Genomic DNA, 25628 nt, shown 5'->3' on the forward strand with positions numbered 1-25628 from the left:
TCCGCCTTCATCCGTGTTTGCGCGTGCCGAACAGGTCCTGCGCCTTGTCGATGGCGGCGACCAGCGCGTCGATGTCGGCACGGGTGTTGTACATGGCCAGCGAGGCGCGCGCCGTGCCGGGAATGCCGAAGCGCGTCATCAGCGGCATCGCGCAATGGTGGCCGGCGCGGATCGCCACGCCCTCGGCGTCGAGGATGGTGCCCAGGTCGTGCGGGTGGATGCCATCGACCAGGAAGGACAGGATGCCGGCCTTGTGCCGTGCCGTGCCCACCAGGCGGACGCCCGGGATGGCGCCGACCGCCGCCGTGGCGTAGTCGAGCAGAGCGTGCTCGTGCGCCGCGATCCGTTCGATACCGACCGCGCGCACGTAGTCGATGGCTGCCGCCAGGCCGATGGCGCCGGCGATGTTGGGGGTGCCGGCCTCGAAGCGCTGCGGGGCATCGGCCCAGGTGCTGCGCTCGAAGGAGACCGTGCGGATCATGTCGCCACCGCCCTGCCAGGGCGGCATGGCCTTCAGGATGCCGCTGCGGCCATACAGCACGCCGATGCCGGTGGGGCCGTAGAGCTTGTGGCCCGAGAAGGCGTAGAAGTCGCAGCCGATCGCCTGCACGTCCACCGCCTGGTGCGCCACGGCTTGCGCGCCGTCTACCAGCACCACCGCACCGGCGGCATGGGCGCGGGCGGTGAGTTCGGCCACCGGGTTGATGCTGCCGAGCGCGTTCGACACATGCGTGATCGCAACCAGCTGGGTGCGATGGTTGAGCAGGGCGTCGAAGGCCGCGAGGTCGAGCTCGCCCGCGTCGCTGACCGGCACCACCTTCAGCACCGCGCCGGTCTGCTCGCACAGCAGTTGCCAGGGCACGATGTTGGAGTGGTGTTCCATCGTCGTGACGAGGATCTCGTCTCCCGCGCGCAGCTCGGCGCGCCCCCAGCTTTGCGCGACGAGGTTGATCGCCTCGGTGGTGCCGCGGGTGAAGACGATCTCGTCGGCGTGCGCAGCGTTGATGAAGCGCTGCACGGTGGCACGCGCGCCGTCGTACAGCTCGGTCGCGTGCTGCGACAGCCAGTGCACGCCGCGGTGGATGTTGGCGTTGGACTCGAGGTAGAAACGTCGCTCGGCTTCGATGACGGCCAGCGGCTTCTGCGTGGTGGCACCGTTGTCCAGGTAGGCGAGGCGGCGGCCGTGCACCGGGCGCGCGAGGATGGGAAAGTCCGCCGCGACGTCGAGCGCAGTCACGCCAAGGCCCTGGCCGGTGCCGGAAACGGGAAGGTCGGTGAGCAGGGTCACAGCAGTTCCTCCAGCGTGGCGCCGCCGGGCAGGCGGGCGAGCAGGGCGGTGCGCGCATGCTTGCGCAGCGCGTCGTGGCCGATGCGCTCGATGACTTCCGCGGCGAAGGCGTAGGTCAGCAGCTGGCGTGCATGGACCTCGTCGATGCCGCGCGCGCGCAGGTAGAACAGCGCGTCCTCGTCGATCTGGCCGACGGTGGCGCCGTGGGCGCACTTCACGTCGTCGGCGTAGATCTCGAGTTCCGGACGGGCATCGGCCTCGGCCAGCTTCGACAGCAGCAGGTTGTCGCAGCGCTGCACGGCATCGGTGCGCTGGGCGTCCTGGGCGACGATGATGCGCCCGGCGAACACCCCGCGCGCGTTGCCATCGACCAGGCCGCGGTAGTACTCGCGACTGGTGCCGAGCGGCCTGGCGTGCTCGATCAGCGTGTGGTGGTCGACGTGGCGCCGGCCATCGACGTGGTACAGGCCGTTGAACAGCGTCTCGCAGCCTTCGCCATCGAAGCGGGTACGGATGTCGTTGCGCGCCAGGCGGGCGCCGAAGGACAGCGAGTGCGAGGCGAAATGCGATCCGCGCGCCTGCTCGGCCTCGATCTGCGCCACATGGATGGCCTGCGCGTCCTGCTGCTGCAGCTTGACGTGGGTGATACGCGCGTCCTGCGCCGCCTGCACCCGGGTGACGACGGTGCCGAGCGTGGCGCCGCCGCCGACATGGTGTTCGACGATGCTCGCCGCCGAATTGGCGTCCGCGACGATCAGGTTGCGCAGGTGGCTGTCGGCCGCGCCGGTGGCGCCGATGAAGACGAGGTGCAGGGGCTGTTCCAGCGCGGTGCCGCGTGCCAGGCGCACGAAGGCACCGTCGCTGCACAGCGCCAGATTCAGCGCGTAAGGGCTGGCGCTGTCGTCGGCGCTGCCGAAGGCGGCCTCGACGGCGTCGGGCACGGTGTTCAGCGCATCCGACAGCGCGCCGGCCGTCACGCCGGCCGGCAGCGTGCCGATGGCCGACAGCGTCGGCGCAAACTGCCCGTCCACGAACACCAGCCAGTGGCCGCCGTCATCGAAGGCGGCGCGCAACGTCGCCAGCGTGGCGGCCGGGTGGGCGGCGTCCGGGTAAGAGTCGGAGTCCGGCGAGGCCAGCGTCTGCTGCTCGAGGAAGGCGAGCGAGGTGTGGCGCCAGGCCTCCAGACGGCTCGTCGGCCAGCCGAGGTCGGCGAAACGGGCGATCGCGTCGGTGCGGCGGCGAGTCAGCCAGGGCAGGGCAGCGCCGGGCAGGTGGGCGGCGCGCTCGCGCTGGCGGGCGACCCAGGTGTCGATCCCGCTCATGGCCGTGCTCCTGCCGCAGCCGTAGCGGCCTTGCCTTCGGCGTCGATCCAGCCGTAGCCGTGCTCTTCCAGTTCCAGCGCCAGTTCGCGACCGCCCGAGCGCACGATGCGGCCCTGCGACAGCACGTGCACCTTGTCCGGCACGATGTAGTCGAGCAGGCGCTGGTAGTGGGTGATGACGATCATCGAGCGTTCGGGTGAGCGCAGGCGATTGACGCCTTCGGCGACGATCTTCAGCGCGTCGATGTCCAGGCCCGAGTCGGTCTCGTCCAGCACCGCCAGCCTGGGTTCGAGCAGCGCCATCTGCAGCACCTCGTTGCGCTTCTTCTCGCCGCCCGAGAAGCCCTCATTGACCGAGCGGTAGAGGAATTCCTCCTTCATGCCGACCGCCTTCATCTCGGCCTTTACCCGCGCGAGGAAGTCCATCGCGTCGTATTCGGGCAGGCCGCGGTGGCGGCGCACGGCGTTGACCGCGGCCTTGAGGAAGTAGGCGTTGGACACGCCGGGAATCTCGACCGGGTACTGGAAGGCGAGGAAGAGGCCAGCACGCGCGCGTTCCTCGGCGGGCAGGGCGAGCAGGTCGGTGCCGTCCCAGTCCACGCTGCCGTCGGTCACGGTGAAGGTGTCGCGGCCGGCCAGCACCTGGGCCAGCGTGCTCTTGCCCGAGCCGTTGGGGCCCATGATGGCGTGCACCTCGCCGCTGCCCACCTCCAGGTTCAGGCCCTTGAGGATTGCCTTGCCGTCGACGGCCGCGTGCAGGTTGTTGATCTTCAGCATCTTGGTTCTCCTTGGGGTCTCTCAGCCGACGCTGCCTTCGAGGCTCACGCCCAACAGTTTCTGCGCTTCCACCGCGAACTCCATCGGCAGTTCCTTGAACACCTCGCGGCAGAAGCCATTGACGATCATCGACACCGCGTCCTCGGCACTGATGCCGCGCTGCATCGCATAGAAAAGCTGGTCCTCGCCGATGCGCGAGGTGGTGGCCTCGTGCTCGACGTGGGCGCTGGGGTGGCGCACCTCGATGGTGGGGAAGGTGTGCGCCGCGCAACGGTCGCCGATCAGCAGCGAGTCGCACTGCGTGTAGTTGCGCGCGCCCTCGGCCTTGGGCGTGACGCGCACCAGACCGCGGAAGGTGTTGCTGCCGCGCCCTGCCGCGATGCCCTTGCTGAGGATGGTGCTGCGGGTGTTGCGCCCCATGTGGATCATCTTGGTACCGGTGTCGGCCTGCTGCAGGTTGTTGGTCAGCGCCACCGAGTGGAAGTCGCCCACCGAATCGTCGCCGCGCAGGATCACGCTCGGGTACTTCCAGGTGATCGCCGAACCGGTCTCGACCTGCGTCCACGAGATGTGCGAGCGTGCGCCGCGACAGTCGCCGCGCTTGGTGACGAAGTTGTAGATGCCGCCCTTGCCGTCCTTGTCGCCCGGGTACCAGTTCTGCACGGTGGAGTACTTGATCTTCGCGTCGTCGAGCGCGATCAGCTCCACCACTGCGGCGTGGAGCTGGTTCTCGTCGCGCATCGGCGCGGTACAGCCCTCGAGATAACTGACGGACGCGCCTTCCTCCGCGATGATCAGCGTGCGCTCGAACTGGCCTGTGTCGCGAGCGTTGATGCGGAAGTAGGTCGACAGCTCCATCGGGCACTTCACGCCCTTGGGGATGAAGACGAAGGAGCCGTCGGAGAACACCGCGGAGTTGAGCGCGGCGTAGAAGTTGTCGCCCGGCGGTACCACCGTGCCGAGGTACTGGCGCACGAGCTCAGGGTGTTCCTTCACCGCCTCGGAGAACGAACAGAAGACGATGCCGTGCTCGCCCAGTTCCTTCTTGAAGGTGGTGGCCACGCTCACCGAGTCGAACACCGCATCCACCGCCACGCCGGCGAGGCGCGCGCGCTCGTGCAGGGGCACGCCGAGCTTCTCGAAGGTGCGCAGCAGTTCGGGATCGACTTCGTCCAGGCTCTTGGGTCCGTCCTTCTTCGACTTGGGCGCGGAGTAGTAGACGATGTCCTGGAAGTCGACCGGCGGAAACTGCACCGCGGCCCAGGTCGGCGGTGTCATCGTCAGCCAGTGGCGATAGGCCTCGAGCCGCCAGTCGAGCAGCCATTCCGGCTCGCCCTTGCGCGCCGAGATCGTGCGGATGACGTCTTCGGACAAGCCCTTGGGCACGGTGTCGGTCTCGAGTCGCGTCTCGAAGCCCGCGGCGTATTCCTGCTCGAGGAAAGCACCGATCGCGTCGCCGCGCTTGGCGGGTGCCTGCGGCGGGGAGGTCAGGGTAGGGGCGTTCATCTTGCGTTCTCCTTTTTGCTTCAGCCGGCGTGGCGGGCGAGGCGGTCGGGGCCGCGCATGCGGTGTTCGGTGGCGGGGGCGGCGCTCCCCGGCGAAGGGGCGGGTGTCATCTCGGCGACGCTGACGGTCTGCAGTGCCTGGCGCACCACGGTGTTGATGCGGAGCCAGCTGTCGCGGATGCGGCAGCCGGTCTCGAGGTTGCAGGTGCCGCTGTTGGCGCTGCACTCGGTGAGCCCGAAGGGCTGCTCCTCGAGCGCGTCGATGAGGTCGGCGATGCTGATCTGCGCCGGCGGGCGCGCCAGCACGTAGCCGCCCCGCGTGCCGCGCTGGCTCAGCACCAGCCCGTGGCGACCGAGCGCCTTCAGGATCTTGCTGACGGTCGCCAGGCCCAGGCCGAGCGCGTCGGCGAGCTCCGTGGCGCTGATCACGCGCTCGGGCGTGGTCGCCATGTGCGTGACGATCAGGGTGCCGTAGTCGGTGAGCTTGCTGATGCGAAGCATGATGGGCGTCTCCGCGTTGAGGTGCTTATACTGTACTAAAACAGTACTGTATTTACAAGCGGCAGGCAGGCCCGGGCTGGCAGGCCCATTGGTCGCGCCCTGGCCTAAGATGAAGTGCGAGCAGTCAGGAACGAAGGCAGCGCGATGGAACTGGAATGCGGTCGTACCTACGTGATCCGCCTGTGCAGCGGCGAGCTCCGGGAATGGCGCTTCGACGGCAGGGATGCGCGTGGCCTCGCGTGGTGGCGGGATGTCGAAACCGGTTTGGGCTTTTCGGAGGCCGGGCTGCTCTATGCGTGGGAGATCCTGCCTGCGGGAGAGGGCGATGGCTGAGCCGGTCCTGCTTCGTTGCGCGCTGCCGTATCCCGCTTCGCTCGCGGCGCCGGCGCTGGGGGTGCTTGCCGCGGGGCTCGGGTGGCCGGCCGGTGCAGGTGGGTGGGAGGTGGCGGTGGCCGTGCTCGCCGGCCTGATCGCCTGGACCCTGCTGGAGTATGTGCTGCACCGCTTCGTGCTGCATGGCGTGGAGCCTTTCCGCGCCTGGCATCTCGTCCATCACCGCGATCCGAGCCAGCCGATCCGGGTGCCACTGGCATTCAGCGCGGCGCTGGTGGTGACCGTGCTCGGCCTGTCGACTGCCCTGCTCGGGACCGACAGCCTCGCCGCGCCCCTGTCAGTGGGCCTGCTGATCGGCGACATGCTGCAGGAGACGGTGCATCAGGGTTTGCACGCGCAGGGTGTGTTCGGCCTGAGCCTGGTCCGCCTGAGTGCCCACCACGGCCATCATCACCATGTCGATGAGCGGGCCGCGTTCGGCACGATCACCACCTTCTGGGACCGTTGCTTCGGCACGATGCCGCGGAGCGGTTGAGGCAACCGGCCTCGCGCGCCGATCCGCGTCACAATCCGCGCGGCGCTCCGCGCAGTACCCGCCAGGCCAGCATCAGCCAGCCCAGGATCATCAGGCTTCCGCCCACCGGCGTCACCGCCCCCAGCCAGCGCGGCCCACCCAGCGCTATCGCATACAGTGTGCCGGCGAAGATCACCGTGCCTGCCGCCAGCATCGCGGCGGGCAGCAGGCTGCGCGGCAGCCGCGCCGCGCCCAGCGCCACCAGGCCGATGGCGTGCCACATCTGGTACTGCACCGCGGTCTGCCACCAGGCGAGCGCGGCATCGTCGAGCAGGCTGCGCAGCCCGTGAGCGCCGAAGGCGCCCAGTGCGACGCCCAGCGCCGCGAGCACGGCGCCAGCGAAGAGCGGAAAGCGTGGGAAGTCGTTGTGCATGGGGGTAAAGGAGGGGGCTGAGGCAAAGGCGGACACTTTAAACGATGGCCGGACATCGCTGGCCGTACGAAGCCGAATCGACATTGCTACCATCCCGGTGCCCGGGTTCGCGATTGCGGACGTTGACGGAGACATTCCATGAAATCAGGGACCGGAATCATGACCGATGGTATGCGGCAATCGAAAGCCTTTTGCATCCTGCCGCTCGCATCTGCGGCGGCCTTGCAAGGGGCGGTTGACGTGCTGGGGCGGGCGGGCGCATGACCTCACGCGACACGGCGCCCACGACCGAGGCGCAAGCGATTTCCGGCAGGGCCTCCACCAAGCTGTGGGCCGAGCTGCGCGCGGCGCTGCGCGGCACGAACGCCGATTACACGCGCATTCCCCTCAAGCGCGCGGTGTTCCTGCTGGCCGTGCCGATGATGCTGGAGCTGGTGCTCGAATCCACCTTCGCGGTGGTCGACATCTTCTTCGTCGCCAAGCTCGGATCGTCCGCGGTGGCCACGGTCGGGCTGACCGAGACCTATCTGTTCCTGCTCTATTCGATCGCGATGGGGCTGGCGATGGCGGTGACGGCGATCGTCGCGCGCCGGGTCGGCGAGCATCGGGGCGAAGAGGCCGCGTTGTCGGCGGTGCAGGCCATTCTGGTCGCGATCCTCGTCTCGCTGCCCTTTGCCGTGGGGGGCATCGTCTGGGCGCAGGATCTGCTGCGGTTGATGGGAGCGGACGCCTGGGCCATCGAACACGGCTACCGCTACACCCAGTGGATGCTCGGCGGCAACGCGGTGATCCTGCTGCTGTTCGTCATCAACGCGATCTTCCGCGGCGCAGGCGACGCAGCGACGGCGATGCGTGTGCTGTGGGTCGCCAATGCGCTGAACATCGTGCTCGACCCGATCCTGATCTTCGGCCTGGGGCCGATCCCGCCACTCGGCATCGAGGGCGCGGCGATCGCGACCAATATCGGGCGTGGCGCGGGCGTGCTGATGCAGTTGTGGATCCTCGTGCGCGGCAGCGAACATCTGCGCATCCGCCGCGCCAACCTGCGCTGGCATGGCGCGACCCTGATGCAGATCGTGCGTACCTCGCTCGGTGGCATCGGACAGATGATCGTCTCGATGACCGCCTGGATCTTCCTGATGCGCATCCTCGCGAGCGTGTCGACCGAGGCGGTCGCCGGGGCGACGATCACGATGCGCATCATGATGTTCACGCTGATGCCGGCCTGGGGCATGTCCAACGCCGCCGCCACGCTGGTCGGCCAGAACCTCGGCGCGGGCGAGCCCGAGCGCGCCGAGGCCGCCGTGTGGCGCATCGGCTGGATGAACATGGCCTTCACGCTCGCCGTGTCGGTGGTGTTCTTCTTCCTGCACGACGAACTTGTCGCGCTGTTTTCCGATGACCCGCAGGTCATCGCCATCGGCGGCGAATGGCTCGCCATCCTGGCGTATTCCTACTTCGTCTACGGCTGGTGGATGGTGTCGGTGCAGGCCTTCAACGGCGCGGGCGACACGATGACGCCCACCTGGATCAACCTCGTGTTCTTCTGGCTGATCCAGATCCCGCTTGCGTGGGCGCTTGCGCTGCCCCTGGGGTGGGCGCACTCGGGCGTGTTCTGGGGGGTGTTCATCTCCGAGACCGCGGTCGGCCTGTTCACGCTGTGGCTGTTCAGCCGGGGGCGCTGGAAGACGGCACAGGTCTGACCGCGGCAGGCCGGATGCTCAGGCGGACGGGGCAATCCGCAGTGGAATCGTGACCGGTCCGTCATTGACCAGTTGCACCTTCATGTCGGCGGCGAAGCGCCCGGTCTGGACGACGGGGTGCGCGACCTGCGCCCGGGCGACGAAGTGTTCGTACAGCGCCTGCCCGGTCTGCGGGTCGGCGGCGTTGGTGAAGCTGGGGCGATTGCCGCCCGTGGTGTCGGCCGCGAGGGTGAACTGGCTGACGATGAGCAGGCCGCCTTTCACGTCCTGCAGCGAGCGGTTCATCTTGCCGGCCTCGTCGGAAAAGATGCGCAGCTTCAGCAGCTTGGCGAGCAGTTTGTCGGCCTCGGCGGGGGTGTCGCCGCGCTCGGCGCACACCAGCGCGAGCAGGCCGGGGCCGATCTCGCCGATGGTTTCGCCATCGACGATCACGCGTGCTTCGGAAACGCGTTGCAGCACTGCGAGCATTCGGGCTCCTTCACAAGAAAGACGCCACCCGCAGGTGGCGTCGAGAACGATGGCGGCCGTCGCGCGGGCGACGGCGGCTGGGGGTCAGACCGCGGCCAGCGCCTGCTCGAGGTCGGCGATGATGTCGTCGATGTGCTCGATGCCGATCGACAGGCGCACCATGTCGGGCGACACGCCGGCCTTGGCCAGTTCCGCCGGCGACAGCTGGCGGTGGGTGGTCGAGGCGGGGTGGCAGGCGAGCGACTTGGCGTCGCCGATGTTGACCAGGCGGGTGATGAGCTTGAGTGCGTCCTGGAAGCGGCCGCCGGCTTCCAGCCCACCCTTCACGCCAAACGACAGGATGCCCGAGGCACGGCCGCCCATGTACTTCTGCACCAGGCCGTGGTCGGCGTGGTCGGGCAGGCCGGCGTAGTTCACCCACTCGACCTTGGCGTGCTTCTTCAGGTACTCGGCGACCTTGATCGTGTTGGTGCAGATGCGGTCCATGCGCAGCGCCAGCGTTTCGATGCCCTGCAGGATCAAGAAGCTGTTGAAGGGCGAGATCGCCGCGCCGGTGTTGCGCAGCGGCACCACCCGCGCGCGGCCGATGAAGGCGGCGGCACCGAGCGCCTCGGTGTAGACCACGCCGTGGTAGGACACGTCCGGCTCGTTCAGGCGCTTGAAGCGCGCCTTGTGCTCGGCCCAGGGGAACTTGCCCGAATCGACGATCACGCCGCCGATGGAGTTGCCGTGGCCGCCGAGGTACTTGGTGAGCGCATGCACCACGATGTCGGCGCCGTGTTCGAAGGGGCGGCACAGGTAGGGCGAGGGCACGGTGTTGTCGACGATCAGCGGCACGCCGGCCTTGTGTGCGATTTCGGCCAGGCGGCCGATGTCGGTGACGTTGCCCAGCGGGTTGCCGACCGATTCGCAGAAGATCGCCTTGGTGCGCTCGTCGATGAGCGCGGCGAAGCTGTCCGGGTCGCGGTAGTCGGCGAAGCGCACCTGGATGCCGAACTGCGGCAGGGTGTGGGCGAAGAGGTTGTAGGTGCCGCCGTACAGCGTCGACGCCGAGATGATGTTGTCGCCGGCTTCGGCGATGGTCTGGATCGCGTAGGTGATCGCCGACATGCCCGAGGCCACGGCCAGCGCGCCGATGCCGCCTTCCAGTTCGGCGACGCGCTGCTCGAGCACCGCGGTGGTCGGGTTCATGATGCGGGTGTAGATGTTGCCCTGCACCTTGAGGTCGAACAGGTCCGCGCCGTGCTGGGTGTCGTCGAAGGCGTAGGAGGTGGTCTGGTAGATCGGCACCGCGACGGCCTTGGTGGTCGGATCGGGCGAATAGCCGCCGTGCACGGCGATGGTTTCGAGCTTCATGTGTCAGGTCTCCCCTTCGGTGAAAGTGCCGGGGAGTATAGCCAGCGCGCGGGGGATATCGAAATAACCGAACAATCCAAGCCGCGGCTTCAAGCTTGCGCTGACTATGGGCCTGCGGGGCCCGAGCCGGTAAACTCCGCGGCCTTACTTACGTGATATCGCCCGGGAAGCTCATGGCCCAACTCATCCTCAACCCCGGCAAGGAACGCTCCTTGTTCCGCCGCCATCCCTGGATCTTCGCCGGTTCGGTCGACCGCCTCGACGGCCGCGCGCGGCCGGGCGACACGGTGACGGTGGTCACGGCCGAGGGCAAGGCGCTGGCGCGCGCGGCGTGGTCGCCCGAATCGCAGATCCGCGCACGGGTGTGGAGCTTCGACGCCGAGGCGGCGATCGACCACGCCTTCTTCAAGCGCGCGGTGGCGGCCTCGATCGCGCGGCGCGCGGCGATTCCGGCGCTGCACGGGCAGGAGGGCGTGCGCCTGATCCACGGCGAGTCCGACGGGCTGCCCGGCGTGATCGCCGACCGCTACGGCGACGTGGTGGTGCTCCAGCTCACCAGTGCCGGCGCGGACAAATGGCGCGAGGCCATCGTCGCCGGGCTGGTCCAGGCCACCGGCTGTGCAGTGATCTACGAGCGATCGGATTCCGAAGTGCGCGGGCTGGAAGGTCTGGCGCCGCGCACCGGCTGCGTGCATGGCGAACTGCCGGCGGGGGGGCTGACCATCGTCGAGAACGGCGTGTGCATGGAGGTGGATGTGGAGGGCGGCCACAAGACCGGCTTCTACCTCGACCAGCGCGACAACCGCCTGCTGACCGGCCAGCTGGCCGCCGGGCGCGACGTGCTCAACTGCTTCTGCTACACCGGCGGTTTTTCGCTGCAGGCGCTGGCCGGCGGGGCGAAGTCGGTGCTGTCGATCGATTCCTCCGGGCCGGCGCTGGAGTCGGCGCGGCGCAACCTCGCGCTCAACCCGCAACTGGACGCCAGCCGTGCCGACTGGCACGAGGCCGACGTGTTCAAGGCGCTGCGCAATCTCAAGGACGAAGGCCAGCGCTTCGACCTGATCGTGCTCGATCCGCCCAAGTTCGCGCCCTCGGCCGCGCACGCGGATCGTGCCGCACGCGCCTACAAGGACATCAACCTGTTCGGTTTTCGCCTGCTCAACCCGGGCGGCATCCTGATGACCTATTCCTGCTCGGGCGGCATCGGCCAGGAGCTGTTCCAGAAGATCGTCGCCGGCGCCGCCACCGATGCCGGCGTCGATGCGCGCATCATCTACCGCCTGTCGGCCGCGCCGGACCATCCGATCGGGCTGGCGGTGCCGGAGGGCGAGTACCTCAAGGGCCTGGCCTGCCAGGTGGGTTGAGCTGCGCCGCGACCGCCAGATCCCGAGGCAAGGACACGCTGCCGTGCCCGATCGTCCGGCCTCAGGCATCATGGCGCCCCTCGCACTCCGATAACCGCAAACAAGGCCCCGCATGTACCCCATCCACGATACCGACGCCCAGTTGCTGCTGGCCACCCTGATTGCCTCGAAGCGGCGGCCTGCTGCGCTGGCGGAGATCGTGGCCGCCGCTGAATTCATGGGCTGCCCCGTGACCGCGCCCAAGGCCTGGGCGAGCGCGTTCGAACGCTTCTCCACACACGGCCTGCTGGTGGCCGAGGGCGAGGGCTACGTGCTCACGGCGGTTGCGCAGGCGATGGCCGGCGGTTTGCCGAAGAAGGCGGAAACCGACGAGCGCGTCTTCCTGGTGCGCGAAAAGCTGTCCGCCTACAAGCCGCTCGCCGAAAGTGCGCCGATCGAGATGAGCGCCGAGCAGTTCGAGGCCGCCCTCGCGGAACATGCCGCGCTGTCGCAGCAGGGTGGCAAGAACCTGCTGATGCCCAAGCCCAAGCGCGATGACGACGACCGTCCGCGCCGCCCGCAAGGCCGTCGCCCCTTTGGCAACGCCCGCCGCCGTTCGTGATGGCGCACCGCTTGCGCGAGACCAGCCTGCAATGATCCCGTCCGCTGCATCGCCTCCGCCTGCCGACAGTCGCGGTTCGCGCGTGGCACTGATCTTCGCGCTGACGGCGGAGCGACTGTCGATCTGGTACGAGCACGGCCAATGGCCGACCGAGGCCCAGGGCGCCACGCTGGCGGCGGACTGGCTGGCGCGCACCAGGCGTACCCTGCCGCTGGTCGAGCGCCGCCATCTGTCCGACCTCAGCGACCAGCTCGCGCGCCAGATCGCCGGCACCTTGTCGCGCGAGGCGGGGCTGTACACCACCCACGAAATGATGGAAGCACTGGACCCGAACTACGAGTCCGAGTTGGCCCAGTCGCTGATGGCCGAGTGTCAACGTCTGCTCGATGCCGATCCCGGTCCGGGGCAGGCGTAGGCCGGGCACTTCAGGATCAGTCGAAGCGGGTCAGCGGCACCTCTTCAACCACGCTATCGGCTTCCGTCATCGGCTCGCCCGCCACCGTGTGCAGCGGGATCACGCCGGCCCAGACCGGCCAGTCCAGATCCTCCGCGTCGTCCTTCACCCCCCAGTCGCGCACCTTGGCGGCGGCTTCGCTCAGTGCGATGCGCAGCAGGCCGGTGGCGTTCAGCTCCTTGTCGGTGATCGGGCGCAAGGTGTCCCAGCGGCCCGGGTAGAGGCCGTCGACGAAGGCGCGCAGGCTGCCGAGCTTGTGCGCGGGATCGGTCACCAGCTCGAAGCGGCCGTAGATGACGACCGAGCGGTAGTTCATCGAGTGGTGCATCGCCGAACGCGCCAGCACCAGCCCGTCGGCCAGTGCGATCGTCACGCAGGCTTCGCCTTCGGTCAGCGCCTTGAGCATGCGCGAGGCCTTGGCGCCGTGGATGTAGAGATGATCGCCCTCGCGCCAGTGGATAGTGGGGATCGCATGCACCATGCCGTCGATCTGGAAGGCGACGGTGCAGATCATCGCGGCGTCGACGATGGCAGCGACAGTGGCGGCGTCGTAATGCGCGCGCTCCGGCAGGCGGCGGATGCGGGAGCGCGGAGAGGGAGCGGACGGGGGCATGGCGAGGCGACTCCGGTGGTTTCGATGGTGTCATCGTAGGGTCTCGGTGGTACCTTACATAGCGCCACAAAAGTCATGATTCATGGAGCCACGATGGAACTCGACTGGCTGCTGTCCCCGCCCCTGCCCGCGGCCGTGCCGCGCCAGCGCGTGCTCTACCTGCGCCTGCGCGAGGGCGTGCTGTCGGGACGGCTACCCGCCGGTATGCGCCTTCCTGCCAGCCGCAGCCTGGCCGCGACGCTGGGGGTCGCGCGCAACACGGTGCTGTTCGCGTACGAGCAGCTGGTCGCCGAGGGTTGTCTGGTCGCGGACCGCCAGGGCACCTGCGTGGCGCCGCTGCCGGCGCGGGGCGCGGCATGTGTGACGACGGCCGCGTCATCGACGGCGCCGCCCGGGCTTTCCGTACGCGCCTCGGCAGCATGCCAGCGCGAGCCCGCGCGTGATGCCGAGGCGCTGCCGTTCTCGCCCGGTGTGCCGGATTTCGGTGCATTCCCTTTCCGCAGCTGGCGCGCCTGCCTCGAGCGCGTGTGGCGCGATGCCGGCTGGCGTCAGCTGGGCTATGCCGCGCATGGCGGCGACCCGCAGTTGCGCGAGGCCCTGGCGGATCATCTGACCGCCGTGCGCGGGCTGGCCGTGACGCCCGGGCAGATCGTCGTCACCAGTGGCACGCAGGCCGCGCTCGACCTCTGCGCCCGGCTGCTGGCCGATCATGGCGACACCGCGTGGGTGGAGAATCCCGGTTATCTTGCTGCCCGCGTCGCCTTCGGGCTGGCCGGCCTGCAGGTGCATGACGTCACCGTCGATGCGCAAGGCTTGGCGCCGGACGAGGAGGACTGGGGCCGCCATCGCCCGCGGCTGATCATGGTGACGCCCTCGCACCAGTACCCCACTGGCGGCGTGATGCCGCTGTCGCGCCGCCTGGCCCTGATCGAGCGTGCCCGCGACGCTGGTGCCTGGATCGTCGAGGATGACTACGACAGCGAGTTCCGCCGCGGCGGCCCGGCGCCGCCCGCGCTGTTCGGCCTGCAGCCCGATGCGCCGGTCGTCTATGCCGGCACCTTCAGCAAGACGCTCTATCCCGGGCTGCGACTCGGCTATCTGGTGCTGCCGCGGGCGATTGCCGACGACTTCGTCCATGCCGCGGCACTGGCCACGCGCGCCGGGCAGGGCATCGAGCAGCGTGCGCTGGCCGACTTCATCCGGCGCGGCCACTACATCACCCACCTGCGTCACATGCGCGCACGCTACAACAGCCGGCAGGCGGCACTGCGCACGGCCCTGCAGCAGGCCTTCGGGCCGGATGTGGCCTTGTCCGGCGGGGAGGCCGGACTGCATCTGGTGATGTGGTTGCCTGATCAGGTGCGCGACGTGACCGTGGCGCAACGCGCTGCCGCGCTGGGCCTGGGCGTGCGGGCGCTGTCCGCCTACGCCCGGCCGCCGGTGCGCTGCAACGGCCTGGTGCTGGGCTACGGCAATCTGGACGAGGGCAATGTCGGCGAGGCAGTGCGGCGCCTGAAGCGGGCGCTGGACGACCGGCCCTGAGACCGCATTGCCGGGCCAGTTTCAGCCCTGCGCGGTGCTCGATCCGCCGCCCAGCGCCCGGTAGAGCTGCACGACCGACTGATGCAGCAGGCGACTGGTCTGCGACAGCGCCAGCTCGCTGTCGAAAAGCTGACGTTCGGCGTCGATTACCTCGAAATAGCTGGAGATGCCAGCGAGGTAGCGCGCGTTGGTGACACGCAGGCGCTCCCGGTTGGCGTGAACGACCTTGCGCGTGGCGTCGCGTTGCCGGCTGAGCTGCTCGAAGGCGACCAGTGCGTCACTGACCTCGCGGAAGGCCTGGCGAATCGTGGCCTTGTACTGTTCCACCTGGATGCGCTGCTGCGCTTCGGCGGCGGCCACGCCCGAGCGCAGGCGTCCGGCGTCGAACAGGGGCAGGCCGACGGCAGGCTGGAGCGACCATGCCTGGCGGCCGCTGTCGAACAGCTGGGCAAGGTCGGTGGTGGCGAACCCCAGCAGCGTGGTCAGGGTGATGCGCGGCAGGAAGGCCTTGCGTGCGGCGTCCAGATTCGCGCCCGCGCCACGAAGCGACGCTTCCGCGGCGCGGATGTCCGGGCGTCGCTGCAGCAGCTCGGACGGCAGCCCGGTGGTGACCTGCGCAGGCGGCGTGAGCGTATCGAGGTGTGACGCGCGCCTGATGGTGCCCGGATTGCGCCCGAGCAGGACGGCGAGTGCGTTTTCGGTCTGGGCAATGCGTCGCGCCTGGTCGGCAAGCGCCTGCTCGGAGCCCGCCAGCAGCGATTCCGCCTGACGCACGTCGAGAATGGACGAGACGCCCTCGTCGAAGCGCGCACGGGTCAGGCGCAGCGCCTTGCGCCGGCCATCGATCGTGCGGCGGGTGATCTCGTGCTGGGCGTCCAGATCGAGGAGCTCGAGGTACAGCGAGGAGACTTGGGCGATCAGGCTGGTGCGCACGCCATCTGCCAGGGCCGCGTTGGCCAGCACCTCGCGCCGTGCCGCTTCGGTGCGTGCCTCGAGCCGCCCCCACAGGTCGATCTCCCACGCGGGCATCGTCAGGCCGACCGAGGCATTCTCGCTGATCGTGTTCTCGCGCGGATCGAAGCCTGGCAAGCGTTCGCGGGATGCGCTCGCAGAAGCATCGATGCCCGGGAACAGGGCGGCGCGCTCGATGCCGTACTGCGCGCGGGCAAGCTCGATGCGTTCGATCGCGATGCGCAGGTCGGCATTGGCGGCGAGGGCTGCGTCGATGAGCGCGTGCAGCTCGGGAATGGGCAGCAGGGCGTGCCAGGGCAGGGTGGCGAGACTGTCCGGCAGCGCGTCGGGGTTCGGAAGGAGACGGGCTTCGCCCGTCCTCGCGTCGCCCGGCTGAGCTTCCGGGGGCCGGTGCCAGGTTTCCGGCAGGTCGATTGCCGGCGCGACGAAGGGGGCCGACTGGCAGCCGCAGAGCATTGCCACGGCAATCAGGGGCAGGCTGCGCCGCTTCAGCATGGTGAGGGCGATGGGGGACCGGGACATGCGCGTCGGACTCATGCTGCGCTCTCCGGGCCGGGCGTGCTGCAGGCGGTCGTGCGCGTCTCGTCCTCGCGGATGCGGAAGAAGCTGGCGTACAGCAGGGGCACCACCACGAGCGTGAGGCCGGTCGCGAAGATCAGGCCGAACATGATCGTCACCGCCATGCTGCGGAAGAAGGGGTCGACCAGCAGCGGCGCCACGCCGAGCACCGTGGTCGCTGCGCCGAGGAAGACCGGGCGCGCACGGCTGGCCGAGGCGTCGAGCAGCGCGAGCAGGCGCGGCTTGCCGTCGCGGATCTCGACGTCGATCTGGTCCACCAGCACGATCGCGTTCTTGATCAGCATGCCGGTCAGGCTCAGGAAGCCGAGGATGGCCATGAACTCGAAGGGCGCCTGGAACACCAGCAGTCCGACCGCCACGCCGACGACCGCCAGCGGCACGGTGAGCCAGATCACCGCGGTCTGGCGCAGACCGTTGAACATCACGATCACCGCCACCACCATCGCTGCGAAGCCGAAGGGCGCAGCGGCTGCGAGTCCGGCATTGGCCTCGGCCGAGGCCTTGTACTCGCCATGCCATTCCAGCGCGTAGCCCGGCGGCAGGGCGATGGCCTCGATCCGAGGCCGCAGGCGCTCGAAAAGCGGCGCGGACAACTGACCCGCAGGCGGGTCGCACTGCGCCTTGATGGTCGGGAAGCGGTTCTCGCGCCGGATCAGTGCGTCTTCCCACACCGTGTCGATGCGCTCGATGAACTGGCTCACCGGCACGTACTTGCCGGCGGTGGCGCTGAACACCTGGGCGTTGCCGAGATCCTCCACGCCGCGGCGCTCGTCCGCCGGCGAACGGGCGAGGATGGGAATCAGACGCTCGTTCTCGCGATACATGCCGATCTGCTGGCCGACGTAGTTGCGCTCGAGCGCGGCCGCGATGTCCGAGGGCAGCACGCCGGCGCGCTGTGCCGCCTCGACCGAGAAGCGTGGGCGCACCACCGGTACCGACTGGCGCCAGTCGTCCTGGATGGCCACGGCATCGGGGTCGGCGGCCATGATCGCCTTGGCCTCGTCCGCCAGCCGGCGCAGCACCGCCGGGTCGGGGCCGCGGAATGCGGCTTCGATCTTCTTCCCTCCGCCGCGGCCAAGCATGAACTTCCACACCTTCACGCTCGCGTCCGGAAAGGCGGCTTCTAGCTCGGGCTGCAGGCGTTCGATCAGGCCGGCGATGTCCTCGAGGCGCTCGACGTCGACCAGCAGCTGCCCGTAGGCGGGGTTGGGGTCCTCGGGGCTGTAGGTCAGCATGAAGCGCAGCCCGCCCTGGCCGATGAAGCTCGAAACGTGGGTGACGCCGGGCGCCGCGCGCACCTTCGCCTCGGCCTGGCCGACGACCGCCGCGGTGGCGTGGATGTCGGTGCCCTGCGGCAGCGTCAGGTCGACCACGAACTGCGGCCGCGCCGAATCGGGCATGAAGCCCGCCGGCACGTGGCCGAACGCGACGACGCCAGCGGCGAGCAGGCCGGCCAGCGCAATCCCGCTCACGACACGGTGGGCCAGCACGCCCTCCAGCAGGCGGCGATAGGCGCGCAGCAGCCGGCTTTCGCGGTCGGCCGCCTGCACCTTCACCTTCAGGAAGGCGGCGCACAGCAGCGGGGTCAGCGTGATGGCGAACAGCCACGACAACAGCATCGAATACAGGATTACCCAGAACAGTGAGCCTGCGTATTCGCCCATGTCGGAGGGGGAGAGGCCGATTGCGCTGAAGGCGAGGATGCCGACCACCGTGCCGCCCAGCAGCGGCCATACCGTCGCGCGCACCACCGCGCCCGCCGCGGCGGCCACCTGCTCGCCCTTTTGCAGCCGCACCAGAATGCCGTCGGTAACCACGATGGCGTTGTCCACCAGCATCCCCAGCGCGATGATCAGCGCGCCGAGCGAGATGCGCTGCATGGCGATGCCGTCCAACAGCATCGCGATCAGGGTGCCGGCCACGGTCAGGACCAGCACCGCGCCGATGATGAGCCCGCTGCGCAGTCCCATGAACAGCAACAGCACTACCACCACGATCACCACCGCGGCCACCAGGTTGTCGACGAAACCCGACACCGCGGCGCGCACGGAGTCCGACTGGAAGGAGACCACGTTCAGCTCCATCCCGATCGGGCGCTGGCCTTCCAGCTCGGCCAGCCTGCGCTTGACCGCATCGCCCATCTCGACGACGTTGCCGCCCTGCACGTTGGAGATGCCCAGCCCGATTGCCGGCCGGCCGTCATGGCGCATCAGCGCGGCGGGCGGGTCGACGTACTCGCGGCGGATGTCGGCCACGTCGCGCAGGCGCAGCAGGCCGCTGTTGGCGTCACCGGCCACCACGAGCTGACCGAGGGCTTCCACCGAGACGACGTCATCGGCCGGCTGGATCTGCAGTCGCAGCGGGCCGGCGCCGACCGCCCCCGCAGGCGCGATCAGGTTCTGCGCGCGCAGTGAGGCATGGATCCGGTCCAGCGGCACGCCCAGTTGCGCGGCGCGGGCGCTGGACACCTCGACGTAGATCGCCTCCTTGCGCTCGCCCAGCAGCGCAACCCGCGCCACACCGGGCACCAGCACCAGCTCGCGGCGCAGGAGGTCCGCGTAGTCCCACAGCTGGCGCGGGCTGTAGCCGTCGCCGGTGAGGGCGTAGAAGAGCGCGAAGACGTCGCCGAAGTCACTCTTCACCACCGGCTCCGCTGCGCCTGGCGGCAGCGCGCGCGCGGCCTCGGCGATCTTGCTGCGCAGCTTGTCCCACACCTGGTCGAGTTCGGCCTGGGTGCGCGAGAAGGCCAGTCTGGCCTCGACCTTCACCAGCGATTCACCGGCGCGCGACACCGAGGTGATCTCCTCCACCTCCTGCATCTGCTGCACCGCGCCCTCGATCAGGTCGGTGATCTCCTCGGCCACCTGTGCCGGCGAGGCGCCCGGGTAGGCAGTGACGACCACCGCCTGGCGGATGACGAACTCCGGGTCCTCGAAGCGTCCCAGCCGCTCATAGGACAGCCAGCCGCCCACCAGCACCAGCAGCGTGACCATCCAGGCGACGACCGCCTTGCGGATCGTGTATTCGGCGATGTTCATGTCTGCGTCCCGGACTCAGCGGGATTCGAGCGGGCGCACCGGCATACCCTCGCGCAGCGCGCCGATGCCGGCGGCGACGATGCGATCGCCCGGGGCGAGGCCGGCGTCCACGGCGATCTCGGCGCCGACGATGGCGCCGGTGCGGATCGCCCGGCGTGCGACCCGCCCGTCGTTCCCGACCACCCATACACCCGGCTGGCCGTGTCCGTCGGCGGCGACGGCGGCGAGCGGCACGGTGATTGCGGCGCTCGCTCCGGAGGCGTCGGTCGTTTCAGCCGTATTCGCCGCCGGCTCCACGCTTACCGCCATCCCCGGCAGCAGGTTCGTGCCTGGCGGCGCCGAGCGCACCGCAAGCACCACCACATAGGTCTGCGTCAGCGGATCGGCCTCGGCTGCGAAGGACTTCAGTTCGAGCGTCAGCGCCTGCTCCGGGGCGCCAGTGCCGTTCTCCACCGCGCGGTCGCCTTCCAGAAAGGCGACCGCGCCTTGCTGCGGCCGCATGTGGCGCACCAGGCGCTCCGGCACGTTCACCACCACCTCGAGCGCGCGCAGGTCCTGCAGCTCGGCGATCGGCTGCTTGGCCTGCACGTTGGTAAAGGGTTCGACACGGCGGCGGGTGATCACACCCTCGAAAGGCGCCTTGATGACCGTGTCGGCGAGGTCGCGCTCGGCAGCGGCGAGGCTGGTTCGCGCGGTTTCGAGGCGGGCGCGCCGGTCATCGACCTCGGAGCGCGCGACCGCCATCTCGGTGTCCCACAGCCGCTGGTAGCGCGCGAGGTCGCTGCGCGCGCGCTCGAACTCGGCACGTGCAGCGTCGAGCCGCGATCGGTAGATGCGGTCGTCCAGGTGCGCAACGACCTCCCCGGCCTTCACCCGCCGCCCTTCCTCGAGGCTGAAGCGGTCGACGAAGCCGGGCACGTCGAACGAGAGCTCGGCGCGCTTGGCCGCGCGGATGCGTCCTGGCAAGCGGAGTCCGCCTTCCGTGGCCGCTTGCGGACCAACCGCGAGGATCAGGGCCGGGCGTACCGGGTCGAGCGTTGGCTCGGGGGCTGGGGGCTCACTGCATCCTGTCAGCACTGCGAGCAGGATCGTGCCGCCCAGCGCAGCGACGCGTGCCCGCTGGCGGTGTCGCTGAGAGGACACGGCGGTGGACGATGGACTGCGTCGGGTCTCAACCATGGAGCAGCACTCGTGCGTGGATGAAGCGGTCGTGGAAATAGATCCCGTCGATCCGTCGCGCAACGTCGTTGGCGGCGCCGGGCGGCAGGTCGAGTTCGACGATGAACCACGGCGTGTCGGGGTCGCCCTCGCGGATGACCTCAATCGTACCGACCGGGCCGAAATGACTCATGCGCTCGCGCAGCGTGTCGAGGTTCGTTTCGGGACTCAGGCCCGACAGGAGCAGCTTCATTCTGGCACTCCGGCGTTGCACCGGGGCACCCCGGCCGCGTCCCCGAAGGATAGCCCAGCTGCGCTGAGAATCGGGGGCGGTCGGCCCATTTCGGGTCGGCGAGATGGCGCCGTCCGGCCTTCACGAGGACGAGAAGGCCGACTAGAGTCAGAGCGGGGCGCAGGCGCGACCCTCACGCTGCCCCGATCGGCGGCCCCTGATGGACGAATGGAGGTTTGAGCGATGCCGGTTCCGAACGAAACGTCCGTGTTGATCCAGACTCTGTCGCCCGATACCGAACGTGAGCTGGCGGATGCCGTCGAGGACCTCGAGGCGGCGGGCCTTGGGTGCTCTGTCGAGCATCAGGACCTGGGGCCACAGGCCTTTGTCGAATGGCTCTTCCCGACCGCGGTTCTGATCTGGGTGGGGGAAAAGTACTTCGGTGCCATGCTGGCCGAGGCCGGCAAGGATCACTACCAGATACTCAAGCGCGGCCTGGGCAGGCTCTACGACAAGGCCCTGAGTCGCGGTGCCTCGGTGATCCGTCGCTTGCGAAGGCAGGACGGTTCGCTGGTGGCCGACGCGTATTTCTCGGGCAACCTGTCTTTCGCCTATGCCTCTCCCGAGGGCTGGACGGTGAAGCTGCTGTTTCCGCTGGATGTCTCGGCCTCGCAATACGAGCGGGCCTGCGTGGCCTTCGCCGGCCTGATCGCGGACCATGCGCGCGACCGCGCCGGATCGGCGCTGGAGGCCGAGGTCCAGGCGCTTGCAGAGGAGAAGGCCGCGATCCTGCCGGACGAAATCACGGCCGCACACCTGCGCGGCAGCGTGCGGCTGCTGGTGTTCTGGAATTCCGGAGAGGGCTGCTTCCATGTGCCGGACCCGGCCGAATCCGGCTACCGCGGCGAACTGGTGTCGCGTCCTTTGGGGGGCGCGGGCCAGGCTTGCGCGGCACCCGGGACGCGCGGGTAGCGCGCATCACTTCCCGCTGCGAATTCCCATTAGCGGCCCGCCTGCGGCAAAGCCGCATGTTGGGGCAGGCGCAGACCGGATTCCTGATCCAGGGTTTCGACCCGGTTGCGACCCTTGTGCTTTGCGGCGTACATCGCCTTGTCTGCGCGGTCGAGCATGGCGTCGGCGTCGTCGTGCCTGCACGAGCTTGCGACGCCGATGCTGACCGTCAGCACCATCGTGGCGCCACCGAGCTGCAATGGGTTCGCTTCGATCGCTGCACGCAGACGCTCGGCGGTTGCGAGGGCGTCATGGAGTCCGCTGCCGGCCAGGAGGATGGCGAACTCCTCGCCCCCGAACCGGCCGATCACATCTTCGTTGCGCAGCGTCGCCACGGCAGTGCGGACGAAATGGCGCAGGGCTTCGTCACCCCCCTTGTGGCCCACGCTGTCGTTGATGGACTTGAAGCGGTCCAGGTCGACGAGCAGCACCGCGACGGACCGGGCGCTGCGCGCGCCCTGGCTGAGGGCCTTGTCGAACAGGTTCAGGAAGGAGCGCCGGTTGAAGACATCGGTCAGTGGGTCACGCTCGGCCAGACGGCGCAGTTTCGCCGCGCTGTGCTCGTTGGCCAGCATCAGGATGCAAAAGGCCATCAGCATCAATGCGACGATCGACTCCAACACGACGAACTGCGAAATCGTCAGCATGTTCGTCGCGTCGAACAGGCCTGCGCTGCCCGGGCTGAAAAGCAGCGGTCGCAGCAACAGGAAAACACCATGTGCGCCGCTGGCGAGCGCGAACAGGTAGCGCGCCGGATAGTGCGCGATGCTGCCCGTCGCCAAGGCTCGGCCGCTCAGCAGGAAGAGACTGCCGGCCGCAAGGCTCGATACGGCAAACCGTGCGCCCGGATGGGCTTGTCCGATCGTGAAATACAGAGACAGGGCGACAACGCCGGTGAGGGCTCCGGCGACGTAGCGGCGCGGCAGCGGGGGGCGGCCGGCATAGGCGCGCGCACTGGCAAGATTGAGATAGGCGACGAGGAAGGTCAGCGTCTGCACCGCGGCGACAAAAACCGCTTCGTGCAGGCGGCCGTGCGCAAGGAGCAGACCGCAGAGCGCGAAGCCGCTCAGGTAGGCCAGCCCCCAGCTGCCGAGGCCGGGAATGCGGCGGTTGAAGTGCCACATCACCGCGAGCACCATCGTGACGATGCACATCAGGATCGCAGCCATGACCAGCAGGGTGTGGCTATGCACTCGGCTTCCTTCTATTTTTTCTTCGGGATCTGCGATTCAGCCGGGTCGCCGCCCGGCTCGTCTGGCGGCTCGACTGTGGTGTGCCAACCCGGCGGGCGGCGACGCACGGCGGTCTGCGACGGGTGGGTGTTCAGTAAAAAGACATCATTTGTGGCGATACAGATTAAAAGAACAAAAAGACGGAAAGGGAGAAAACACGCATTTCTGCGTGTGAAATTGCACGGGGCCGAGGTGGAATCCACCCCGGCCCCGCTTCAGTGTACCCGCGGCAATCGCGATCAGCGTGCGCCGTAGCGTTCAAGCCAGTGTGCGTACGGCGCCGGCAGCACCCAGGTCGGGCGATCGATCTTCAGTGCGCGGGCCGCCTGCATCGGCCAGTGCGGGTTGGCGAGGTGGGCGCGGCCGACCATGACGAGGTCGAGCTGGCCCTTGGCGACCGTGCTGTCAGCCACTTGCGGATCGTCGATGCCCCAGGCGGAGGCGACGGGCAGGCCGGCTTCGGCACGCACGCGGCCGGCGATGGGGGCGAGGAAGGCCGGCCCCCAGGGGATGTTGGCCTGCAGGGTCGAGAAGCCGACGCTGACGCTCAGCAGGTCGAGCCCGCCCTGCTTGAAGTTGCGCGCCAGCTCGATCGATTCCGCCAGCGTTTCCTCGTCGCGGCCGTCGTACTCGATGACGCCGAAGCGGGCGGTCAGAGGCAGGTGCTCCGGCCACTCCTCGCGCACGGCGGCCAGCGTCTCGAGCAGGAAGCGGCTGCGGTTCTCCAGGCTGCCGCCGTAGGCGTCGTCGCGCTGGTTGGCGTGCACCGAGAAGAAGCTCTGGCCGAGGTAGCCGTGGGCGAAGTGCAGTTCCAGCCACTCGAAACCGGCGTCGCGCGCCCGCCGGGCGGCAGCCACGAAGTCGGCGCGCACGCGGGCGATGTCGTCCAGCGTCATCGCCTTGGGCACCTTGGGCAGGTTGGCGCCGAAGGCGATCGCCGAGGGCGAGATCGTGCCCCAGGCGCGCGGGTCGCCCTCGGGGATGTGGTCGTCGCCTTCCCACGGGCGGTTGGCATTGGCCTTGCGGCCGGCGTGGCCGATCTGGATGCCGGGCACGGCGCCGGCGGCCTTGATCGACGCGGCGATGGGGGCCAGTGCCGCAGCCTGGGTGTCGTTCCACAGGCCCAGGCAGGCCGGACTGATGCGACCCTCGGGCGAGACGGCCGTGGCTTCGACGATGACGAGGCCGGCGCCGCCGCGGGCGAGCGCCGGGTAATGCACCTGGTGCCAGTCGTTGGCGACGCCGTCGGTGGCCATGTACTGGCACATCGGCGGAATGGCGATGCGGTTGCGCAGGGTGACGTCCTTGAGCTTCAAGGGTTGAAACAGTGCGGTCATGCGTGATCCTTTTTCGGGGTTCTTGTGCGAGTCGGTCGGGGTTGAGGGTGGGGCCGTGCTTACACGCAGGCTTCGAGGATGCGGCGGCTGGTGGCGAGGTCGATGTCGCGGTGTTCGCCGAGCTTCTTCATGCCGTGGGCCTCGAGCTGGGCGACGATGCGGTCGACCGCGTCGGCGCCGATGCCGTAGTCGGACAGGCGGGTCTTGACGCCGAGCGACTCGAAGAAGGCGCGCATGCGGGCGATGGCCGCGTCGATGCGCTCGTCCTCGGTGCCGGTGTGGATGTCCCACACGCGTGCGGCGAACTGCAGCAGCTTGGCGCGCTTGGCGTCGCGACGCTGCTGGAGCAGGTTGGGCAGCACGATGGCCAGCGTCTGCGCGTGGTCGAGACCGTACAAGGCGGTGATCTCGTGGCCGATCATGTGCGTCGCCCAGTCCTGCGGCACGCCGGCGCCGATCAGGCCGTTGAGCGCCTGCGTGGCGGTCCACATCAGGTTGGCACGCACCTCGTAGTCCTCGGGCGTGGCCAGCGCCTGCGGTCCGACTTCGATCAGCGTCTGCAGCAGGCTTTCTGCGTAGCGATCCTGCACCGGTGCATTGACCGGGTAGGTCATGTACTGCTCCATCACATGCACGAAGGCATCGACCGCGCCATTGGCGATCTGGCGCGGGGGCAGCGTGAAGGTCTTGACCGGGTCCAGCACCGAGAAACGCGGGAACACCAGCGGGCTGGCGAAGCTGAGCTTGGCCTGCAGCGACTTGCGGGTGACGACCGAGAAGCAGTTCATCTCCGAACCGGTGGCGGGCAGCGTCAGCACACAGCCCATCGGCAGGGCCTGGGTGACGTGCTTGCCACCGGTCTCGAGGATGTTCCACGGTTCGCCGGCGTAGTTCACCGCTGCGGCGACGAACTTGGTGCCGTCGATGACGGAGCCGCCGCCGACGGCGAGCAGGAAGTCGAGCTTCTCGCGGCGGATCTGCTCGACCGCGCCCATCAGGGTCTCGTAGGCCGGGTTGGGTTCGATGCCGCCGAAGCGCTGCACGGTACGTGCGCCGAGCGCGGCCTCGACCTCGGCCAGGGTGCCGTTGCGTTCGGCGCTGCCGCCGCCGTACAGCACCATCACGCGGGCGTCGGCCGGCACGAGTTCGTCGAGGCGGGCGATGCTGTCCTTGCCGAAGACGATGCGGGTGGGGTTGTAGTAATCGAAGTTCAGCATGTCGGCTCCTTGCGCCGCCGTGTCGGCGGCCTCTGGGATGGAGAAATTAGACTGGTCGTCTAGCGTTCGGGCAAAAAAA

The 25628-nt window shown here is 68.9% G+C and carries 25 protein-coding genes; 9 read left to right on the forward strand and 16 right to left on the reverse strand.

Annotated features, from left to right (window positions below; genetic code table 11):
* Positions 1–7: 7 nt before the first annotated feature.
* The 5 genes from AC731_RS02825 to AC731_RS02845 are packed head-to-tail and all read right to left on the reverse strand — an operon-like array spanning position 8 to position 5392.
* On the reverse strand, positions 8–1288 hold the full coding sequence (locus AC731_RS02825; RefSeq protein ID WP_048709110.1) for a cysteine desulfurase: 1281 nt from the start codon (positions 1286–1288) through the stop codon (positions 8–10).
* Entirely contained in the window at positions 1285–2610 is a 1326-nt protein-coding gene (sufD, locus tag AC731_RS02830; RefSeq protein WP_048709112.1) for a Fe-S cluster assembly protein SufD, read from the reverse strand. Before sufD ends, AC731_RS02825 begins: the two co-directional genes overlap by 4 nt.
* Positions 2607–3386, reverse strand: a complete 780-nt coding sequence (gene sufC / locus AC731_RS02835; protein WP_004253254.1) for a Fe-S cluster assembly ATPase SufC — start codon at positions 3384–3386, stop codon at positions 2607–2609. The genes sufD and sufC overlap by 4 nt, the downstream gene beginning before the upstream one ends.
* A gap of 21 nt (positions 3387–3407) precedes the next feature.
* Positions 3408–4892 (reverse strand): Fe-S cluster assembly protein SufB, encoded by a 1485-nt coding sequence (gene sufB / locus AC731_RS02840; RefSeq protein WP_048709115.1) that lies wholly within the window; start codon positions 4890–4892, stop codon positions 3408–3410.
* 20 nt (positions 4893–4912) lie between these two features.
* A complete protein-coding gene (locus AC731_RS02845) occupies positions 4913–5392 on the reverse strand; it encodes an SUF system Fe-S cluster assembly regulator (protein WP_004253259.1) in 480 nt (159 codons plus the stop codon).
* Positions 5393–5536: 144 nt separating this feature from the next.
* On the opposite strand from AC731_RS02845, the gene AC731_RS02850 reads away from it, so the two are divergent.
* Both AC731_RS02850 and AC731_RS02855 read left to right on the forward strand, forming a co-directional pair.
* Complete coding sequence (locus AC731_RS02850; RefSeq protein WP_004253261.1) at positions 5537–5725, forward strand: hypothetical protein; 189 nt, start codon at positions 5537–5539, stop codon at positions 5723–5725.
* Positions 5718–6260, forward strand: a complete 543-nt coding sequence (locus tag AC731_RS02855; RefSeq protein WP_048709116.1) for a sterol desaturase family protein — start codon at positions 5718–5720, stop codon at positions 6258–6260. The genes AC731_RS02850 and AC731_RS02855 overlap by 8 nt, the downstream gene beginning before the upstream one ends.
* A gap of 28 nt (positions 6261–6288) precedes the next feature.
* Here AC731_RS02855 and AC731_RS02860 read toward each other — a convergent pair whose 3' ends face one another.
* Positions 6289–6672, reverse strand: a complete 384-nt coding sequence (locus AC731_RS02860) for a DUF423 domain-containing protein (RefSeq protein ID WP_048709117.1) — start codon at positions 6670–6672, stop codon at positions 6289–6291.
* Positions 6673–6810: 138 nt separating this feature from the next.
* On the opposite strand from AC731_RS02860, the gene AC731_RS20310 reads away from it, so the two are divergent.
* Positions 6811–6936 (forward strand): hypothetical protein, encoded by a 126-nt coding sequence (locus AC731_RS20310; RefSeq protein WP_257721759.1) that lies wholly within the window; start codon positions 6811–6813, stop codon positions 6934–6936.
* On the forward strand, positions 6933–8375 hold the full coding sequence (locus AC731_RS02865) for an MATE family efflux transporter (RefSeq protein WP_048709120.1): 1443 nt from the start codon (positions 6933–6935) through the stop codon (positions 8373–8375). Before AC731_RS20310 ends, AC731_RS02865 begins: the two co-directional genes overlap by 4 nt.
* A gap of 18 nt (positions 8376–8393) precedes the next feature.
* On the opposite strand, the gene dtd is transcribed toward AC731_RS02865, so the two are convergent.
* Both dtd and AC731_RS02875 read right to left on the reverse strand, forming a co-directional pair.
* Entirely contained in the window at positions 8394–8843 is a 450-nt protein-coding gene (gene dtd / locus AC731_RS02870) for a D-aminoacyl-tRNA deacylase (RefSeq protein ID WP_048709121.1), read from the reverse strand.
* An 84-nt stretch (positions 8844–8927) separates the two neighbouring features.
* Positions 8928–10199, reverse strand: a complete 1272-nt coding sequence (locus AC731_RS02875; RefSeq protein ID WP_004253274.1) for a bifunctional O-acetylhomoserine aminocarboxypropyltransferase/cysteine synthase — start codon at positions 10197–10199, stop codon at positions 8928–8930.
* A 173-nt stretch (positions 10200–10372) separates the two neighbouring features.
* Between AC731_RS02875 and AC731_RS02880 the strand changes: the two genes are divergently transcribed.
* The 3 genes from AC731_RS02880 to AC731_RS02890 all read left to right on the forward strand — a co-directional run bounded on the left by AC731_RS02880 (position 10373) and on the right by AC731_RS02890 (position 12579).
* Positions 10373–11563: a class I SAM-dependent rRNA methyltransferase gene (locus AC731_RS02880; protein WP_048709123.1), complete on the forward strand. Its 1191-nt coding sequence runs from the start codon at positions 10373–10375 to the stop codon at positions 11561–11563.
* Positions 11564–11675: 112 nt separating this feature from the next.
* Entirely contained in the window at positions 11676–12164 is a 489-nt protein-coding gene (locus AC731_RS02885) for a hypothetical protein (protein ID WP_048709125.1), read from the forward strand.
* A gap of 31 nt (positions 12165–12195) precedes the next feature.
* Positions 12196–12579 carry a hypothetical protein gene (locus AC731_RS02890; RefSeq protein ID WP_048709126.1) on the forward strand — a complete coding sequence of 128 codons (384 nt, stop codon included), beginning with the start codon at positions 12196–12198 and terminating at the stop codon, positions 12577–12579.
* A 16-nt stretch (positions 12580–12595) separates the two neighbouring features.
* On the opposite strand, the gene AC731_RS02895 is transcribed toward AC731_RS02890, so the two are convergent.
* On the reverse strand, positions 12596–13231 hold the full coding sequence (locus AC731_RS02895; protein WP_048709128.1) for a pyridoxamine 5'-phosphate oxidase family protein: 636 nt from the start codon (positions 13229–13231) through the stop codon (positions 12596–12598).
* Between the two features lie 93 nt (positions 13232–13324).
* On the opposite strand from AC731_RS02895, the gene pdxR reads away from it, so the two are divergent.
* Positions 13325–14773, forward strand: coding sequence for a MocR-like pyridoxine biosynthesis transcription factor PdxR (gene pdxR, locus AC731_RS02900; RefSeq protein WP_048709130.1), 1449 nt, complete (start codon positions 13325–13327; stop codon positions 14771–14773).
* 21 nt (positions 14774–14794) lie between these two features.
* Here the strand turns inward: pdxR and AC731_RS02905 are convergent, their stop codons facing one another.
* Genes AC731_RS02905 through AC731_RS02920 form a run of 4 tightly spaced genes read right to left on the reverse strand, consistent with a single transcriptional unit; the run spans position 14795 to position 20773 of the window.
* A complete protein-coding gene (locus AC731_RS02905) occupies positions 14795–16267 on the reverse strand; it encodes an efflux transporter outer membrane subunit (RefSeq protein WP_048710523.1) in 1473 nt (490 codons plus the stop codon).
* Positions 16268–16278: 11 nt separating this feature from the next.
* Positions 16279–19362, reverse strand: a complete 3084-nt coding sequence (locus AC731_RS02910) for an efflux RND transporter permease subunit (protein ID WP_048709131.1) — start codon at positions 19360–19362, stop codon at positions 16279–16281.
* Between the two features lie 15 nt (positions 19363–19377).
* Positions 19378–20541, reverse strand: coding sequence for an efflux RND transporter periplasmic adaptor subunit (locus AC731_RS02915; protein WP_048709134.1), 1164 nt, complete (start codon positions 20539–20541; stop codon positions 19378–19380).
* On the reverse strand, positions 20534–20773 hold the full coding sequence (locus AC731_RS02920; protein ID WP_004253299.1) for an RNA recognition motif domain-containing protein: 240 nt from the start codon (positions 20771–20773) through the stop codon (positions 20534–20536). Before AC731_RS02920 ends, AC731_RS02915 begins: the two co-directional genes overlap by 8 nt.
* A 222-nt stretch (positions 20774–20995) precedes the next feature.
* Here AC731_RS02920 and AC731_RS02925 point away from each other — a divergent pair, with 222 nt between their 5' ends.
* Complete coding sequence (locus AC731_RS02925) at positions 20996–21724, forward strand: hypothetical protein (RefSeq protein WP_048709136.1); 729 nt, start codon at positions 20996–20998, stop codon at positions 21722–21724.
* A 29-nt stretch (positions 21725–21753) separates the two neighbouring features.
* Here AC731_RS02925 and AC731_RS02930 read toward each other — a convergent pair whose 3' ends face one another.
* From AC731_RS02930 to AC731_RS02940, 3 genes are all read right to left on the reverse strand, one after another.
* Positions 21754–22956, reverse strand: coding sequence for a GGDEF domain-containing protein (locus AC731_RS02930; protein WP_048709137.1), 1203 nt, complete (start codon positions 22954–22956; stop codon positions 21754–21756).
* Between the two features lie 278 nt (positions 22957–23234).
* Positions 23235–24332, reverse strand: coding sequence for an NADH:flavin oxidoreductase/NADH oxidase (locus AC731_RS02935; RefSeq protein WP_048709139.1), 1098 nt, complete (start codon positions 24330–24332; stop codon positions 23235–23237).
* A gap of 59 nt (positions 24333–24391) precedes the next feature.
* A complete protein-coding gene (locus AC731_RS02940) occupies positions 24392–25549 on the reverse strand; it encodes an iron-containing alcohol dehydrogenase (RefSeq protein ID WP_048709141.1) in 1158 nt (385 codons plus the stop codon).
* Positions 25550–25628 lie beyond the last annotated feature (79 nt).

It is taken from the genome of Thauera humireducens (assembly GCF_001051995.2).
Classification (GTDB): domain Bacteria; phylum Pseudomonadota; class Gammaproteobacteria; order Burkholderiales; family Rhodocyclaceae; genus Thauera; species Thauera humireducens.

Excerpts from the sequence above, each read along its gene's own strand:
- AC731_RS02925 (WP_048709136.1), top strand. The coding sequence starts at position 20,996 with ATGCCGGTTCCGAACGAAACGTCCGTGTTGATCCAGACTCTGTCGCCC.
- pdxR (WP_048709130.1), top strand. The coding sequence starts at position 13,325 with ATGGAACTCGACTGGCTGCTGTCCCCGCCCCTGCCCGCGGCCGTGCCG.
- AC731_RS02855 (WP_048709116.1), top strand. The coding sequence starts at position 5,718 with ATGGCTGAGCCGGTCCTGCTTCGTTGCGCGCTGCCGTATCCCGCTTCG.
- AC731_RS02875 (WP_004253274.1), bottom strand. The coding sequence starts at position 10,199 with ATGAAGCTCGAAACCATCGCCGTGCACGGCGGCTATTCGCCCGATCCG.
- AC731_RS02915 (WP_048709134.1), bottom strand. The coding sequence starts at position 20,541 with ATGGTTGAGACCCGACGCAGTCCATCGTCCACCGCCGTGTCCTCTCAG.
- AC731_RS02910 (WP_048709131.1), bottom strand. The coding sequence starts at position 19,362 with ATGAACATCGCCGAATACACGATCCGCAAGGCGGTCGTCGCCTGGATG.
- AC731_RS02890 (WP_048709126.1), top strand. The coding sequence starts at position 12,196 with ATGATCCCGTCCGCTGCATCGCCTCCGCCTGCCGACAGTCGCGGTTCG.
- AC731_RS02940 (WP_048709141.1), bottom strand. The coding sequence starts at position 25,549 with ATGCTGAACTTCGATTACTACAACCCCACCCGCATCGTCTTCGGCAAG.
- AC731_RS02920 (WP_004253299.1), bottom strand. The coding sequence starts at position 20,773 with ATGAAGCTGCTCCTGTCGGGCCTGAGTCCCGAAACGAACCTCGACACG.
- AC731_RS02905 (WP_048710523.1), bottom strand. The coding sequence starts at position 16,267 with ATGTCCCGGTCCCCCATCGCCCTCACCATGCTGAAGCGGCGCAGCCTG.
- dtd (WP_048709121.1), bottom strand. The coding sequence starts at position 8,843 with ATGCTCGCAGTGCTGCAACGCGTTTCCGAAGCACGCGTGATCGTCGAT.
- AC731_RS02895 (WP_048709128.1), bottom strand. The coding sequence starts at position 13,231 with ATGCCCCCGTCCGCTCCCTCTCCGCGCTCCCGCATCCGCCGCCTGCCG.
- sufB (WP_048709115.1), bottom strand. The coding sequence starts at position 4,892 with ATGAACGCCCCTACCCTGACCTCCCCGCCGCAGGCACCCGCCAAGCGC.
- AC731_RS02880 (WP_048709123.1), top strand. The coding sequence starts at position 10,373 with ATGGCCCAACTCATCCTCAACCCCGGCAAGGAACGCTCCTTGTTCCGC.
- AC731_RS02885 (WP_048709125.1), top strand. The coding sequence starts at position 11,676 with ATGTACCCCATCCACGATACCGACGCCCAGTTGCTGCTGGCCACCCTG.
- AC731_RS02850 (WP_004253261.1), top strand. The coding sequence starts at position 5,537 with ATGGAACTGGAATGCGGTCGTACCTACGTGATCCGCCTGTGCAGCGGC.
- sufD (WP_048709112.1), bottom strand. The coding sequence starts at position 2,610 with ATGAGCGGGATCGACACCTGGGTCGCCCGCCAGCGCGAGCGCGCCGCC.
- AC731_RS02865 (WP_048709120.1), top strand. The coding sequence starts at position 6,933 with ATGACCTCACGCGACACGGCGCCCACGACCGAGGCGCAAGCGATTTCC.
- AC731_RS02935 (WP_048709139.1), bottom strand. The coding sequence starts at position 24,332 with ATGACCGCACTGTTTCAACCCTTGAAGCTCAAGGACGTCACCCTGCGC.
- AC731_RS02845 (WP_004253259.1), bottom strand. The coding sequence starts at position 5,392 with ATGCTTCGCATCAGCAAGCTCACCGACTACGGCACCCTGATCGTCACG.
- AC731_RS20310 (WP_257721759.1), top strand. The coding sequence starts at position 6,811 with ATGAAATCAGGGACCGGAATCATGACCGATGGTATGCGGCAATCGAAA.
- sufC (WP_004253254.1), bottom strand. The coding sequence starts at position 3,386 with ATGCTGAAGATCAACAACCTGCACGCGGCCGTCGACGGCAAGGCAATC.
- AC731_RS02860 (WP_048709117.1), bottom strand. The coding sequence starts at position 6,672 with ATGCACAACGACTTCCCACGCTTTCCGCTCTTCGCTGGCGCCGTGCTC.